A 15198-nucleotide genomic window follows, 5' to 3' on the forward strand; every position below is an offset into this window, starting at 1 on the left:
TGGCATCAAGAAGGCATTCTCAAGGTTTTCCAAAGGCTTGATATCCGTTTGAAAACAAAAACAAAAAACCGACCGCAGGGACGGCCGGTCTTTTGCACTGGAGGAGGGCTTGGAAATTGTGTCGAAAATCAGTTCCGGGCGATGATTTCGCGGCCGTCGATCTTCATGTTGACGCCGAGGTTGCCGGTCGAGCGGCGCATCAGGAAGCGTGGGCGGCGATCGTTGAAAAGCGAATGGCGGCGGCGCGGCTTGATATCGCGGGTGCGCACTTCGCCGAGATGATCTTCCAGCGGCCGGGCAACGCCGTCGGCCTCGACCATCATCATCGGGATACGGTAGGCTTCCGACCATGTGCGCCAGTCGGCGGCGATATCGGAAAGATCATGGGCGACCAGAAGCGGGATGCAGAGCTCCGGGTCGTCGTGGTGAAGTTCGAGCGTCACGGTCACTTCTCCGTCTCCATGGTCGATGGCACGGGCCGCGACACCCTTGAAGGCGCGTGCAGGCAGCGCGATCGACAGGGGCAGTCCGCTGGACGGCAGAACCTTGCGCAACACGGCTCCACGCTCATCCAGACTGATGGTGACATTGCTCGACTGTCCGTGCAAGCTGTAGGTTGCCTGCTGGGGGAAGCGTTTCGGATCCAGTCGCAGCGTGGTTTCGACCCAAGCCGGTTGAGAAAGTGTCTTCAGCATTTCAATCGCCCTTGTTTTCCTTGAGAGCCGGTTCCCGGTCTTCTCTTTGGGACTTTTCGTCCTCTATGACCCAAGGATAGGCGGTGGCCGTTTGAGACGACTTAAAAATCGCGGTTAAAAAACTTTGCATTTCCTGATGGTTAGCAAAGACCAACCCGGCAGGGTTTCCCAAACCTGAAGAAAATCGGCGGCATTTTGCTCAAGCGGCGATCGGGCGGTGCGGGTTCAAGGAAAAGCCACGCACAAGGCTGAAAGGTGATGGTGCCGGTGATCATGGCCGCACTGCGCGGCATTGCGTCCTTCAGGATGGCATCCGTCAGGCAATTTCAGGCGATCGGCAGAGCGGCAATGGTTTCCACATTTATCGACTACAATCTTATCACCCGCGATATGAAGACGAGCCTTCAGCGCACGTCGCAACAGGTGCAGGTCGCCCGCGAAACCGAGTATTACAAGGCCAATATCGGCAAGGTCACCTCCATCGACGAATTTCTCGATGACTACCGGCTCTATGCGTATGCCATGAAGGCGCATGGGCTGGAAGATATGACTTATGCCAAGGCCTTCATGCGTAAGGTCATGGAGAGCGACCTCAGCGACGACAGCAGCTACGCCAATATGCTGACGGACGAGCGCTATCGCAATTTCGCGATGGCCTTCAGTTTTTCGCAATCGACCGAGGTGGTCCAAAGCGACGCACAGGAAGATTCGCTGATCGGCCTCTACACGCAGAGCATCGCCAACCAGAGTGAGGCAGTCGAAGAGGACACGCGTTATTTTAACGCAGCCATCGACAGGGTGACCACGGTCGACCAGCTCTGGCAGAACGACAAGCTTAAGAATTACGTGCTGACCGCGTTCGGCTTCGATCCCCGTTATGTCTCCTATCAGCATTTCAAGGATGTCGTCACCAGCGACGTCAGCGACCCGAACAGCTATGTGAATACGGCGGCAGCGAGCTACAAGCAGAGCCTGCAGGACAAGATCGCCAATATCCAGGCCACCGCCACGCCTGCGGATTTGGCAGACACCAGCAGCACGGCCAGCAAGCTCATTGCGCAGTATCAGGCTGCCATCACCAATGCGCCGGACTACACGCCGCTTGCAGCCGCCTTCAACTTTCAGGACGATGGAACGCTGGCTGCCGGCGACCTGCCGATGTCGGACATGCAGAAGGCATCGACCAACGAAGCCTATGTCTTCCAGCAGCCCCGGCTTTCCTCGTCGGCGGCGCAGCTCAACAAGCTCTATTACGATTCGACGATCGGAAGCGTCACCAAGGTCGACGACATCCTCGACAACAGCCGGCTGTTTGCCTATATCCGCATCGCCTACGGCCTGCCGTCGAGCATGCTGAATTCGACGATGGAAAACATCCTCACCAGCGATCTCAGCAATCCGGCAAGCTACGCCAATACGCAAGGCGGCACCGAATACAATGCGATCTACAAGGAGCTTGCCGCCGCCTTCAATTTCCAGACGGACGGAACGCTGGCCGCCGGTGATACGGCGCAGACCGCGGAACAGACGGCGACGACATCCGCCTATTGGATCGACCGCTATGATGACGCCGACGAAGCGACGGACGCAGCCCTGATCTCATCCTACAAGACCTTGATCGGCGTCGTGTCGGATGTCGACGATCTGCTCGCCGACAACAAGATCATGTCGCTGGCGCTGACGGCGGTCGGTCTTCAGGACGAGGGCGACACGTCGCGCAAACTGAAGAAGGTGCTGACCAGCGATCTCACCGATCCGAACAGCTATGTCTACACCTTGAAGGACGATCGCTACGTCCAGCTGGCAAAAGCCTTCAACTTCAATGCCGACGGAACGCTCGGCGTGCCGATGCTGGCCCAGGCCGAATCCGAAATCCTCAACACCGCCAAATCCTATGTGATCGAGAAGAGCCGTTTCGGTACCGAGGAGGACAAAACCAAGGCGACGGAGGAATCGCAGTATTACAGCGCCGAGGTCGAGAAGGTCAAAACGCTTGATGGCCTGCTGTCCAACCGGCGCCTGGTCGACTTCATCCTCGTCGCCGCCGGCCTCGATCCGGAGACCGTGACGACGGACTATCTCCGCCAGATGTTCGAATCCGATTTCAGCGATCCGAACAGCGCGATCAATACCGACCCGAACACCACACTCTATAAAGAGATCGTTTCGTCCTACAATTTTGATGCCGAAGGCAATCTCGCGCGTCCGACCCAGGGGATACAGACAAAGCGGGGTCTGCTGGAGACCGAGGATCTCTACCTCAACCAGACGCTCGAGGAGGAAAAGGGCGAGGACAATGCCGGCGTCCGCCTGGCACTCTATTTCCGCCGCATGGCGTCGGGCGTCAACACGGCTTATGATCTTTTGGCCGACAGCGCGCTGCTGCAGGTCATCCAGACGACGTTCAGCATCCCGGAAGAAATGTCGAGCGCCGATGTCGATGTCCAGTACGCCTACATCAATCGCGTGCTGGATGTCGAGGATCTGCACGATCCGGAGAAACTGGAAAAGCTGCTCGTCCGCTTCACCGCCCTCTATGACGTCGAGAACAATGTCGATGTTTCCGGCGCGGAACTGATCCTGTCGGGCAGCGGCTCAAACGGCATCAGCGCCGATACGCTGCTGAGTCTCTCACAATTGCGTCTTGGCGGCTAACTGCTTCTTCTTTATCGGACTTTAAGCACCTTGTCGGGATTCATGATCCCTGCTGGGTCGAAAGCATGCTTGATCCGCAGCATCAGGTCGATCTCGATCGGCGAACGCACGTCCGCCAGTTCGTCGCGCTTCAACTGGCCGATGCCGTGTTCGGCCGAGATCGAACCGTTGTAGCGGAGCACGATGCCGTGGACGATCGCGTTCATCTCGCGCCAGCGGGCAATGAATTGATCCTTGTCGGCCCCGACCGGCTGCGAGATGTTGTAGTGGATATTGCCGTCGCCCATATGGCCGAAGGAGCAGATGCGGGCGCCGGGAATGGCCTTCATCACCGCCGCGTCCGCTTCCGCCATGAAGGCCGGAATGCTGGAGACCGGCACCGAGACGTCATGCTTGATCGACCCGCCCTCCGGCTTCTGCGCCGGCGACATGCTTTCGCGCATGTGCCAGAGGCTCTTGCGCTGCGCTTCGCTCGTGGCAACAACGGCATTCTCGACGAGGCCGCTGGAGATTTCCGTTTCGAGCAATGCCTGCATCATCCGTTCGGCGCTCTCTGCCGAATCCGAGGTCGAGATATCGATCAGGACATACCAGGCGTGGACCGTGTCCATCGGATCGCGGACGCCGGGAATGTGTCTTGCGGTGAATTCGACGCCGAGGCGCGGCATCAGTTCGAAGCCGGTCAGCGCCGGGCCGCACAGGCTGGACGCCTTGTCGAACAGGACAAGCGCATCGGCAACGCTTTGCACACCGGCAAAGGCGACCTGATGGCCGAGCGGCTGCGGAAACAGCTTCAGCACCGCGCCGGTGATGACGCCGAGCGTACCTTCCGCGCCGATGAACAGGTCGCGCAGATCATAGCCGGTATTGTCCTTCTTCAGCCGCCGCAGCCCGTCCCAGATCTCGCCGGTCGGCAGCACGACCTCAAGGCCGAGGCACAGTTGCCGCATGTTGCCATAGGCAAGCACCGCCGTGCCGCCGGCATTGGTGGAAAGATTGCCGCCGATCCGGCAGGAGCCTTCCGAGCCGAGCGACAGCGGAAACAGCCGGTTGTGTTCCTCCGCCGCCTTCTGGATATCGGCAAGGATGCAGCCGGCATCGGCGACGATGACATTGCCGACCGGATCGATATCGCGGATCCGGTTCAGCCGCTCCAGCGACAGCACGATATCGGCCGCACCCGCGCGCGGGATCTGTCCTGCGACATGGCCGGTATTGCCCCCCTGCGGAACGATCGCGGCCCCGGTCTCGCTGGCAAGTTTCAGGATCTGCGAAACTTCCGCGACGCTGCCAGGCTTCAGCACCAGCGGTGCCGTGCCCTTGTAGAGGCCGCGCGATTCGATGAGATAGGGGGTGATGTCCGCGGCTTGCGTCAGAGCATCGCTTGCGCCGACGATGGCAGCGAAACGGGCGATGAGGTCGGAGGAGGGGATGGTATTGGTCATGAGCGAATACATACGCAACCGCAAGTGACGCGCAAGACCCGCATTCAGGGTTTTGAGATGGTGGACCGTTTCCTCTGGTCTCTCCCGAGCATCTCTTAAAAAGCCGTTGGGTTCATGATCGTTGCAGGCGGTTACATAAAAGCGCGTAGATCGCCCCGAAGGCTGAACCCGCAACAAGGCCGAAAGCCATCCAGATACCGCTGAAACCTGGGGTAAAGTATTCGTCCAGCACGTCGGCGATCAGCAATATAAGGCCAGAACCGAGCGCACCCGCAGTCGCATATGCCAGTATGTTGCCGTCGATATCATCGTGGACATGCCGAAACAAACGGTAGGCGCCAGATGTTATCGCCGCCACTCCAAACACTGGAAGAAGAGCCATATAGGTGATCAGGTTATCGACCATTGGTTCAAATGACCCGCTGGAAAACCACCGCAGAAGGTTGGCTGGGATTATGAACACGAGCGGGGCAATCAGACATAGGCATACCAAGACAAGTGTTTCCGTAACCTTATTCATATGCATCCCGGTTTGCATGATGCCGCCGAATTGAAGAAGGGTCGAAGAAGCGGCGCACGTGTATAATATTGCGCTCATACGTTAACGGCTCGTCACTCAGCAGAGTGAGGCGGAGCGTTCAAAACTCTCTATTCACATTCTTGGCGCCGCGGCCCGTTCGATCCGGTCGATGATCGCCTCGCCCAATCCATCCTGTGGAATGGGGCCGAACGCGATGGTCGTGGCGCCCGATGCGTCGGCCTGTTTCATATAGGCAAACAGATTGGCGGCGGCCTCGCGCAGATCGCCGGTTGGGCTGAGATCGAGAACGAGGGCGGCATTCTCCTCGCCGGCCAGTGCCGAGCCGCCGAACCGGATCAGTGCTTCACCGGGTTTGACATCCGTCGCATTCAGCCGCACCGCCGCTCCCGGGGCGTAGTGCGAGGCGAGCATGCCCGGCGCCTCGATCGCGGCGCCCGCAGTCTCTGGCCGCAGCACGGTTTTCCCGGTCAGCGCCTCGATATCGGCGACATCGAGACCGCCCGGCCGCAGCAGCCGGATCTCGCCGTCTTCCACCTTGAGGATGGTTGATTCCAGCCCGATTTCGGCCGGACCGGCATCAAGGATCAGTGCCAGCTTGCCGCCGAGATCGGCATCGACATGCGCGGCGCTGGTGGGGCTGATCTTGCCGGAGGTATTGGCGCTCGGCGCTGCCAGCGGCTTGCCGTAGCGCTTGATGACCGCGCGCGAAAAACCGTCCGGCATGCGGATACCGAGCGTATCGAGGCCGGCGGAAGCAAGTGGATGCACGCCGCTGCCCGGTTTCAGCGGCAGGATCAGCGTCAGCGGTCCCGGCCAGAAAGCCTCGGCAAGCCATCGCGACAGGGGATCGAAGGTGACATGCTCGTCGGCCATGGCAAGATCGGCGACATGGCAGATCAGCGGGTTGAAACGTGGTCGGCCTTTCATTTCATAGATGCGGCTGATGGCATCCGGGTTTGTGGCGTCCGCCGCCAGGCCGTAGACCGTCTCCGTCGGAATCGCGACCGGCAGGCCCTGGCCGAGCGTTTCGCAGGCTATCGCCAATGCGCGATCCGGTTCGGTCCTTGTGTCGATGATGAGGGCCATGCAGCGTCCAAACGTCAATGCGCCATCTGGAAAGACAGGCAGGCGCTCCGCCGTTTCCTTTACAGGGCTTGACGGGATATTGCCAAGCGCATTTGCAAGGCGCCGTCGACTGTGCCGGGTCGCAGGCGGACAATTCAGAGGCTGTTGATGATCTTGCGAAGCTGCTCGTTGCGCGCGCCGAGCAAAAGCACGTTCTTCAAGGCCTCCTTCGGATCGCGGGTGCGAAACAAAAGGCCGTTCTCGTGGATGGCGCGGTTGACGGTCAGCTTGCCGGCCTCTGCGTCCATTTCAGTGGCCACCGCGAAATACATCCGCGAATAGCCGAGCTTGATCTTCTCGAAGAAATGCTCGTCGTCGCCGATGTCGGAGAAGAAATTGGCGATGTAGAAAGACCAGCGGACATCGTCGAACTTGGCGAATTTGGTCCGCGCGGCCGTCACGTGGCAATAGCCGAGATGCGGGCTGTCGGCGAGCGTGCGGTGAAAGAGCAGCTTGGGGAAGCGGATCGAACGGTGGAAGCCGTTGATCCGGTCATGGGTTACCGTTGCCGCTGTTTCGAGCTTGCGGCCGGTGCGGGCGGCGACTTCCTGATGCGTCAGGTAGCGCTTTTCAGTCGGGCTCCATTCTTGCTGGTGCCGGTTGATCCGCCCGGTGCGCAGAAACTCGGTATGAACAGCCACTTTCGGCAATGGAGCCGGCTTTTTGACGGCGGCGGCGTCGAAATATCTCAAGTTTGACATCGGCCTGCACCAGGATAGCGGCGGAATGCTTGAGAGCACGCCGGGGCGGAAACGTTCATCAGGGAAAGCTACAGTGTCAGGGTTAACGCAGTCTTTCCGGATGGTAGCCTTTTGCCATGGAGCGAGGCTTGCGGGACACTCTGTATCCGGCGCCGAAAAATGTCGCAAAGAGACCGCGCCTGCCCAGAATTTGCCAACGTGTGGCGGAAAAGACGCCATCTGCTGAAAAATCAGGAAAGGTCGTTGTTTATGCTTATAAAATAGCCACTCCGGCCGCGCCGCAAAGCAACTTGGACCGTGTCGTCATTCTGGAATCGGATGTCGCTAATCGGCAGCTGCCGGGCTGCGGTACAGGGTTAGATAGGGACACTCAAGGTGCCGCCTTTATAGGGAGGGCGGAGAATTGGGAAGCCGGTCGAAATCCGGCGCTGCCCCCGCAACGGTGGTGGAGCGAAACCTCGGCAAAAGGCCACTGGAGAAATCCGGGAAGGCGCCGCGATGGTCCGAAAGGACAGCTCCAGAGCCCGGAAACCAGCCTTGTGGCGAAATTGATGTCTGGGTTGCGGCGGGCAGCCGGAAGGAGAACCTGTAGACCACGCGCACTCCCGGCGCGGTGGCGGTTCCTTTCCTGTCTGCCGCAACTTCAAAAGAGTTGGCGAGCACAAGGAAACGACCATGGATCTCCGCAGTGAAGTCCTTCGCAAATTGAAGAACCGGCGTGCCGGCCACAGCCTGGAACAGGCTTTCTATACCGATCCCGATCTCTATAAGGTCGACATGGAGCAGATCTGGTACAAGGACTGGCTGTTCATCGGCCACGATTGCGAAATCCCGAAATCCGGCAATTATTTCACCGTCCAGGTCGGCGAATATCCGGTCGTCGTCGTCCGCGATCGCACCGGCACCGTCCGCGCCCTGCACAATTCCTGCCGCCATCGCGGCTCGCGCGTCTGCGCCGGTGCCAAGGGCTCGTCCGCCAAGCTTGTCTGTCCCTATCACCAGTGGACCTACGAGCTCGACGGCAAGCTTTTGTTTGCCCGCCAGATGGGCGAGGATTTCGACAAGAACCAGCACGGCCTGAAGCCGATCCATTGCGAAACCATCGGCGGTTTTATCTTCATCTGCCTGGCCGAAGAGGCGATGGATTTCCAGCCGGTGCGCGACATGGTCTCCTCCTATGTCATGCCGCACAATCTGAAGGACACCAAGGTCGCCTTCGAAAGCACGATCATCGAGAAGGGCAACTGGAAGCTCGTCTGGGAAAACAACCGCGAGTGCTACCACTGCGCCGCAAACCACCCGGAACTCTGCCGCACCTATCCGGAAGCCCCGACGGCAACCGGCGTCCAGGGCGCCAAGGACGATCCGGTCATCGCCGAGCATTGGGCGAAGTGCGAGGCTGCCGGCCTGCCGAGCGAATTCAAGATCGACCATAGCGGCCAGTTCCGTGTCGCCCGCATGCCGCTGATCCAGGATGCCGAAAGCTACACGATGTCGGGTGCGCGCGCCGTCAAGCGCCAGCTCTCCGACGATGTCAGCCAGAGCCATATCGGTACGCTGCTGCTGTTCCACTATCCGTCGACCTGGAACCACGTGCTGGCCGATCACGCCATCACCTTCCGCGTGCTGCCTCTCGGTCCCGAGCTTACCCAGGTCACCACCAAGTGGCTGGTGCACAAGGATGCTGTCGAAGGCGTCGACTACACGATCGAAGAGCTGACGCATGTCTGGACCGAGACCAACGACCAGGATCGCCAGATCGTCGAGGAAAACGCCTTCGGCATCCGCTCTCCCGCCTACCAGCCCGGCCCCTATTCGCCGGAACACGAAGGCGGCGTCATGCAGTTCGTCGAATGGTACACCAATTTCATGGCGGACCGCCTCCAGGGCAGCACGGCATCGCCGTCGCTGGTTCGGGTTGCCTGAGCATGACGATTGCAGCATCCTTCCAGCATCTCGACGAATTGAAGCCGTGGAACGACCGGCAGCATCTCCTGGAATGCATTTCGGTCACCGCCGAGGCTCCGGACGTGATGACGTTCGCCTTCAGATCCAACAAGCCCGGCTGGTTCCGTTACCTGCCGGGCCAGTTCGTCACGCTCGAACTGCCGGTAACGCCCGATGATCCGGTGATGCGCACCTATACGCTGTCGTCCAGCCCGTCGCGGCCCTTCTCGGTGGCGGTCACCGTCAAGGCGCAGAAGGACAGTATCGGCACCCGCTGGATGTTCGATCACCTGAAGCCCGGCATGACGCTGAAGGCTTTCGGCGCACTCGGGGATTTCACCTTCGTGCGCTATCCGGCCGAAAAATACCTGTTCATTTCGGCGGGCTCCGGCGTCACGCCGATGATGTCGATGACCCGCTGGATGGCCGATTGCACGCCGCAGAGCAATGTCGCCTTCATCTCCTGCGCACGGCAGCCGGAAGACCTTTTGTTCCGCGGTGAATTGGAAGTCCTGTCGGCGCACATGCCCAACATGTCGCTCGGCTTCATCGTCGAGGGGCATCAGCCGCGCGACAGCTGGCATGGCCTGCGCGGCCGCGTCGACGGCACCAAGCTTTCGCTCCTGGCGCCCGATTTCATGGAGCGCACGGTGTTCTGCTGCGGCCCGGAGCCGTTCATGCGCGGCGTGCGCGAGACGCTGAAGTCAGCCGGCTTCGACATGACGCACTATCACGAGGAAAGCTTCCAGCCCGCCAACGCTCCAGATCCGGCGGAACTTGCCATCCGCGCCGGCGTCACGGCTGCCGTCGATCCCGCCTCGGTGTCCAACGTCACCTTCACGATGGCCGGCAAGCAGGCGAAGTGTCAGCCCGGCCAGACCATCCTGCAGACGGCGCGCTCGGCCGGCGTGCGCATCGGCGCCGCCTGTGAAGGCGGTCTCTGCGGCACCTGTCGGGTGATGAAGATTTCCGGCGAAGTCGAGATGAACCACAATGGCGGCATCCTCGACGACGAGATCGACGAAGGATACATCCTCGCCTGCTGTTCGCGGCCGATCGGGGACGTGCAGATCGAGGCGTGAGCTGCCGGCAAGCAAAAGACGGGTAAGCAGCAGAAGGGGGCTTGGTGACGTGAACTGTCACCCCTCCGCCTTGCAGCGTTGCGAACTCACGGCATCATGTGTTCCTGATATCGGTCCTCGCATGCGCCGTTCCCGATCGCGGTATCTGGGGAATATGAACCGGATGGGGACGTTTGGCATCCTGGCTGCCTGAAATGGCCAATTCAGCCTCCAGCATTGCCATCTCGATCAGGAACACGAGCATCTTTCTGTTGCTGCGTTCCGCGCTCATCTTCGACGCTTTGAGAAGTTCATAGGTCATATCTCTGGTTCGCATTTTCACGCTCCCTATCGATTGCTACCTCCAGGTTAGGGATTGCAACTTACGCGAGGCTTGCTTTCTGTAGGCACCCTATAATGGTGGGTGATCCGCCGGCGATATCGAGTGAAACAGGACCGGGTGGGATGACAAGTCCCGGGCGCCGGCGCAGCTGCCGATCTTCTGCCTCAGAACAGAAAATCACCCGCATCCAGCGCGGCCATCTTTACGCCCTTCAGCAAAATGCTGTCGCCGTTCAGCCCGTCGATCAGCACATCGCTGCCGACCTGCGTCATGTGGTGCTGGGTGAGGTCCGTGTAATCGCTGATGCCGGCAATGCCGTTGAGGTCGAGGATGTCGTGGTCCGTTGTTGCGAAATCGGTGATTGTGTCCTTGCCGTCACCCGTATTGAAGACGAACTGGTCGGCGCCTGTGCCGCCGGTGAGAATATCGCCGCCGCCATGGCCCCAGATGATGTCGTTGCCGGCCTTGCCGTCGATGGTGTTCTTGCCGCTGTTGCCGTGCAGCTGGTTGGAAAGCGCATTGCCGGTGGCATTGATGGCGGCCGTGCCGTTCAGCGTCAGGTTCTCGAAAGAGCTGCCGAGCGTGAAGGAAACGGTCGCCTTGATGAGGTCCGTGCCGCCGCCGGAGGATTCCGACAGTTTGATCGCCGCGTCGCTGATCACGTAGACATCGTTGCCGCTGCCGCCATAGATGGTGCCGCTGACCTTGCCGCCGGTGCCGTCGAAATAATCGTTGCCGCTGCCGAGCCGGATCGCGCCGATGATGGTGCCGCTGTTGAAGACTGAATCGGCACTGCTGCCGCCGAGAAAGGCCGTGCCTGCGGATTTGATCAGGCCGTTATTGTGCAGGCTCGCGGCGCTTGCCGCGGAAAAATCGATGGTTGCGGCGGAAGCGACCGTGCCGGTGATCGTGCCGTCATTGGTCACCGTCTCGCCGGTTCCGGCCACCTTGATGCCGCCGCCCGCGGTGATCGTCTTGTTGTTGGTGACAATGGCGCCGTCGGCCGATACCGCAATGGCATAGCCTTGGGTTTCGATCAGGCCGTTGTTGGTGATCTTGCCATCGTCGCCGGTCAGCGCGACCGCCGTCTTGGCGGCGCTGATCGTACCACTGTTGGTGACGACGGCGTCGTCGCCCTTGGCGATGATCGCCGTTCCGGATGTCGACGTGACGCTTCCGTCATTGGTGAGCTTGACGTCCGCGCCGGACGAAGCGACGGCCGTGCCATAGGCGATTGCCGAACCGTGGTTGGTGAGCGTCGCGGTGTTGCCGGTCGAGACGATGGCCGATGCCTTGTCCGACCGCAGCTCGCCGTTGTTGGTGAGCAACGCCGAGCTGCCGGTCAGTTGCACGGCGTTCATCGCCGCATGGGTGGTGCCGTGATTGGTGACGATCGCGCTGCTGCCGGAAACCGAGATGCCGGCGCCGGAAGAGGATTCGATCAGGCCGGTATTGACGAGATGCGTTGCCTTGCCTGCCGCGGTGATCGCCGTCAGACGCGCCTCGACGGTGCCGTCATTGGTCAGTTCCAGGCTGCCGCTGTCGATCTTGAGGCCGTAGTCCTGGCCGGAGACCTTGCCGGAGCTGCTGACGACGAATTCGCTCTTGCTGTCGGCGACCGAGGTCGAGCCGAACCGGAAGGCGTAGCTGGACGCCGAGAGTACCGTGCCGTTGATGTAGAAGTCACGCGCCGTCGCCGTCCCGGTTGCCACAAGCGCGGTCGCGGATGTGCTGAGCGTCACGCCCTTGTTGAGGACGAATATGCTGTCGGTTTCCAGCACCGACACCGGCGCGGTGCGGTTGCTGCTGATCACAATCTTTGTCGTCATCTGCTCATCATGCGCAGGCGGTCTTGCCTTGGTCTCATGCTCTCATACGGTCAAATCGATGAACAGGATCGCCCCAGCCACGGCATTTCCGCCGTCGTGGTAAATTCATCGGTAACACGGCAAAACGATGTCGCTGGCGCGAGCTTTACCGGCAAAACTACCTGAGAGCCAGAGCGCTCGATACCCTGCGGATCGATCCGGTCAGCATGAGGTCAACACCGATACCCGCGCCCGAGGAAAACCGGGCCTTGCCGGTGGCGATCAGCATCGGTTTGTCGAGCGGTTTTTCCGGCAGCAGTTCTCCCTTCGCCCAGACCGCCTTGAGCGCCTTGGCATTCATCGCCGCGACGTTGACGTCGATGTCGGTGAGCGTCCCGGCGACGCGGTAGGGGCAGCGGCGTTTGCCGCAGTTGGCGGCGGCGGAAAACTGCCAGAGCGCGTAGGCATCCCAGTTGCCCATCGGAAAGACGTTGCGGATACCCGGCTTGTAGCGGGCATACCAGAGCGGCAGGCGCGACAGGATCGGGAAGCGGCCGCGATTGGCGGCAATGTATTTGGCCGTGACGTGATTGGTGTAGAGCATCGGATAGCGGCCGGTGCGGGTCTTGATGTGACCGGCGAAGATGGCCGCGTCCTCCAGCGACATGTATTTCTTCGGATCGATGCCCTCGATATCGAGCACCATCAGCTCGTCGTCGCGCGGCGCCGCATAGTCGAGAAAATGGTTGGCCTGGTCGACCGGGTTGCCGGGGCGGGCGAGATGATAGGCGCCCCAGAGCAGGCCGCTGGCACGGGCAATGAGGCGGCGTGTCTGGTAGAGTTCGCGGCTGACGGCATATTTGCGCCACATCGTCTTGCAGTGGGCGACGGTATCGCCGCCGTGATCGCCGGTGCAGGTGAAGCTTTCCGGCAAACCGTCGGACGCCTTGGAGATGAAGCCGGCGATGCGCTTGTCCTTCAGCATCTCGTCCCAGTCGATAATGTTCAATTCGTAGGCATCGATGACGAGAGCGTGGTCGGGCGATTTCCATGGCATGAGGTCGCGTGCTGTTGCGCCACACGAAAACAGCGCGACGCCGAGGAGAACGGCGAGGCGGAAAAACGTGCCCAAACGTGTGATCCGGCGCTTTTCCATCGCAAGAGGGTGCGGAAAGAGGGTTAACCAAGGGTTAACGCCACTATAGTGAATTCCCATTGGTCGGAATGGCCAGCCAATGGAACAATCAAGCCCATCGACCGTTATCAGAGCAAGCCGGCTGTGTCGGATACAATCGAACGGAGGAACACATGGGTGTTTTCGGATTTAAATTGGCGCCACTGGCGCTGTCTGCCGTCTTGCTAGCCACATCTTTTACCCCCTCGCAGGCATTCGCGCAAATTCCGGTGCCCATCAAGGCAGAGCGCGTGAGCGATGTCGACATGGTCCAATACCGAGATCGCCGCCGTGGCGACGATGAATGGCGCCGCCGTGGCTACCATCGCCGCGGAAACGATGCTTATTATAACGGCCATCGCGGTCACTATGAACGCCGCCGCGGCTACCGCGAATATAACGGCATGTGGTTCCCGCTCGCAGCCTTTGCGACAGGCGCCATCATTGGTGGCGCGGTGTCCCAGCCGCAGGTGCGTTATGGCGGCAGCCATGTCGAATGGTGTTCCAACCGCTATCGCAGCTATCGTGCCTACGACAACAGCTACCAGCCGAACTACGGCCCGCGCAGAGAGTGCAATTCGCCGTATTGATCCGCTGTTTGATCAGCACTGACTTTGGCCGGGGACATCGTCTCCGGCCATTTTTGTGCGCGTTTAGAGAATGCCGATCCGCTTCAGGATCGTCCAGGCCACGCCCATCGAGATCATGATCAAAAATGTAGCGAGCAGGGTTCCATGGACGCCCTCGGCAAAGGGAAGGCCGCTGGTATTCATGCCGAAAAAGCCGGTGACCAGTGTCGGCGGCAGAAGGAAAGCCGTCATCAGCGACAGGATGTAGAGATGGCGGTTGGTCTCGGAGGAGAGCTTGCTGTCGATCTCTTCATGCAGGAGGCGGGCGCGTTCCTGCAGCGCGAAAACATCGCGGTCGACCGCTTCCAGCCGGTCGGAAAGCCGTTCGGCGGCATCGATGAACCCTGGCGGGACCTCGTCCTCCTCCGATGTGCCCGCTCGCCGCAACAAGGCCAGCAGCGTCCGCAGGTGCCGGTGCAGGCGCACGGCGGTTCGCCGCAGCGGCGCCAGACGCGGCTGGTGATTGTGTCCGGCCTCGCCGTAGACGTCGTCCTCGATGACGTTGAGGTCTTCGGTCAGTTCCAGCACGAGACTGATCAGCGTGCGCTGGAACTCGACCACCATCATTTCGAACAGGTCGATCGGGCGGGCGCAGCGGGCGTTCTTCTCGACGGCGGCCTTGACGCGGTCGATGCTGCGCAGCGGATGCAGCCGCGTGGTGATGATGATCTTTTCGGTGACGGCGAAATGCAGCCAGCCGATGGTTTTTGTTTCCGCGTCGAACGTGCGCTCGAAATCGACCAGCGTGCCGTAGACCATGTCGTCGGAGATGGTCACGGCTGCCTGCGTGTCGTGGCTGGTCAGCGTCGAAAGGGCTGCCTGCGGCAGGGTGGCGATGCGTTCGATCAGGGCAGGGGTGCGGGCGTCGCTGAGCGCCAGATGCAGCCAGACCCAGCCTTCGCCTTCCATCAGCGCATCGATGGACGAATCGGCGGCGATCCGCACACAACGGCTTTCGCCGGGCACGAACCGGTAGGCCCAGACGAGCCCGGGTATTTCAGACGAGATCAGATTCATGCGGCGTTATTCCGGGAGGAGGCCAGACTTCGCTTTATTCAGCTTTCATGACAGTTT

General features: G+C 60.5%; 13 protein-coding genes and 1 riboswitch. Of the genes, 4 read left to right on the top strand and 9 right to left on the bottom strand.

Features of this window, described 5'->3' with window-relative positions:
* Nucleotides 1-128: 128 nt before the first annotated feature.
* The gene (locus tag J2Z75_RS14945) at nucleotides 129-695 is read right to left on the bottom strand and encodes a DUF6101 family protein (RefSeq protein ID WP_209853564.1); all 567 of its coding nucleotides are present in this window, start codon (nucleotides 693-695) and stop codon (nucleotides 129-131) included.
* A gap of 348 nt (nucleotides 696-1043) precedes the next feature.
* Here J2Z75_RS14945 and J2Z75_RS14950 point away from each other — a divergent pair, with 348 nt between their 5' ends.
* Nucleotides 1044-3350 (top strand): DUF1217 domain-containing protein, encoded by a 2307-nt coding sequence (locus J2Z75_RS14950; RefSeq protein ID WP_209853871.1) that lies wholly within the window; start codon nucleotides 1044-1046, stop codon nucleotides 3348-3350.
* A gap of 11 nt (nucleotides 3351-3361) precedes the next feature.
* On the opposite strand, the gene J2Z75_RS14955 is transcribed toward J2Z75_RS14950, so the two are convergent.
* From J2Z75_RS14955 to J2Z75_RS14970, 4 genes are all read right to left on the bottom strand, one after another.
* The gene (locus J2Z75_RS14955) at nucleotides 3362-4795 is read right to left on the bottom strand and encodes an FAD-binding oxidoreductase (protein ID WP_209853565.1); all 1434 of its coding nucleotides are present in this window, start codon (nucleotides 4793-4795) and stop codon (nucleotides 3362-3364) included.
* A 112-nt stretch (nucleotides 4796-4907) separates the two neighbouring features.
* A complete protein-coding gene (locus J2Z75_RS14960; RefSeq protein ID WP_209853566.1) occupies nucleotides 4908-5201 on the bottom strand; it encodes a hypothetical protein in 294 nt (97 codons plus the stop codon).
* 246 nt (nucleotides 5202-5447) lie between these two features.
* Nucleotides 5448-6422 carry an L-threonylcarbamoyladenylate synthase gene (locus J2Z75_RS14965; RefSeq protein WP_209853567.1) on the bottom strand — a complete coding sequence of 325 codons (975 nt, stop codon included), beginning with the start codon at nucleotides 6420-6422 and terminating at the stop codon, nucleotides 5448-5450.
* Nucleotides 6423-6556: 134 nt separating this feature from the next.
* Nucleotides 6557-7162 carry a DUF6656 family protein gene (locus J2Z75_RS14970; RefSeq protein WP_209853568.1) on the bottom strand — a complete coding sequence of 202 codons (606 nt, stop codon included), beginning with the start codon at nucleotides 7160-7162 and terminating at the stop codon, nucleotides 6557-6559.
* A 356-nt stretch (nucleotides 7163-7518) separates the two neighbouring features.
* Nucleotides 7519-7716, top strand: a riboswitch (cobalamin riboswitch).
* A gap of 121 nt (nucleotides 7717-7837) precedes the next feature.
* On the opposite strand from J2Z75_RS14970, the gene J2Z75_RS14975 reads away from it, so the two are divergent.
* Both J2Z75_RS14975 and J2Z75_RS14980 read left to right on the top strand, forming a co-directional pair.
* Nucleotides 7838-9088 carry an aromatic ring-hydroxylating oxygenase subunit alpha gene (locus J2Z75_RS14975; RefSeq protein ID WP_209853569.1) on the top strand — a complete coding sequence of 417 codons (1251 nt, stop codon included), beginning with the start codon at nucleotides 7838-7840 and terminating at the stop codon, nucleotides 9086-9088.
* Between the two features lie 2 nt (nucleotides 9089-9090).
* Nucleotides 9091-10191, top strand: a complete 1101-nt coding sequence (locus tag J2Z75_RS14980; RefSeq protein WP_209853570.1) for a hybrid-cluster NAD(P)-dependent oxidoreductase — start codon at nucleotides 9091-9093, stop codon at nucleotides 10189-10191.
* A gap of 94 nt (nucleotides 10192-10285) precedes the next feature.
* Here the strand turns inward: J2Z75_RS14980 and J2Z75_RS14985 are convergent, their stop codons facing one another.
* The 3 genes from J2Z75_RS14985 to J2Z75_RS14995 form a co-directional block, all read right to left on the bottom strand.
* Nucleotides 10286-10492 carry a hypothetical protein gene (locus J2Z75_RS14985; RefSeq protein WP_209853571.1) on the bottom strand — a complete coding sequence of 69 codons (207 nt, stop codon included), beginning with the start codon at nucleotides 10490-10492 and terminating at the stop codon, nucleotides 10286-10288.
* A gap of 185 nt (nucleotides 10493-10677) precedes the next feature.
* A complete protein-coding gene (locus tag J2Z75_RS14990; protein WP_209853572.1) occupies nucleotides 10678-12342 on the bottom strand; it encodes a calcium-binding protein in 1665 nt (554 codons plus the stop codon).
* A gap of 157 nt (nucleotides 12343-12499) precedes the next feature.
* Nucleotides 12500-13477: a glycoside hydrolase family 25 protein gene (locus J2Z75_RS14995; RefSeq protein WP_209853573.1), complete on the bottom strand. Its 978-nt coding sequence runs from the start codon at nucleotides 13475-13477 to the stop codon at nucleotides 12500-12502.
* 152 nt (nucleotides 13478-13629) lie between these two features.
* On the opposite strand from J2Z75_RS14995, the gene J2Z75_RS15000 reads away from it, so the two are divergent.
* On the top strand, nucleotides 13630-14085 hold the full coding sequence (locus tag J2Z75_RS15000) for a BA14K family protein (protein WP_209853574.1): 456 nt from the start codon (nucleotides 13630-13632) through the stop codon (nucleotides 14083-14085).
* Nucleotides 14086-14148: 63 nt separating this feature from the next.
* Here J2Z75_RS15000 and J2Z75_RS15005 read toward each other — a convergent pair whose 3' ends face one another.
* A complete protein-coding gene (locus J2Z75_RS15005) occupies nucleotides 14149-15141 on the bottom strand; it encodes a transporter (RefSeq protein WP_209853575.1) in 993 nt (330 codons plus the stop codon).
* Between the last annotated feature and the right edge of the window lie 57 nt (nucleotides 15142-15198).

The sequence above is a fragment of the Rhizobium herbae genome (genome assembly GCF_017873135.1).
GTDB classification, from domain to species: Bacteria; Pseudomonadota; Alphaproteobacteria; order Rhizobiales; family Rhizobiaceae; genus Pararhizobium; species Pararhizobium herbae.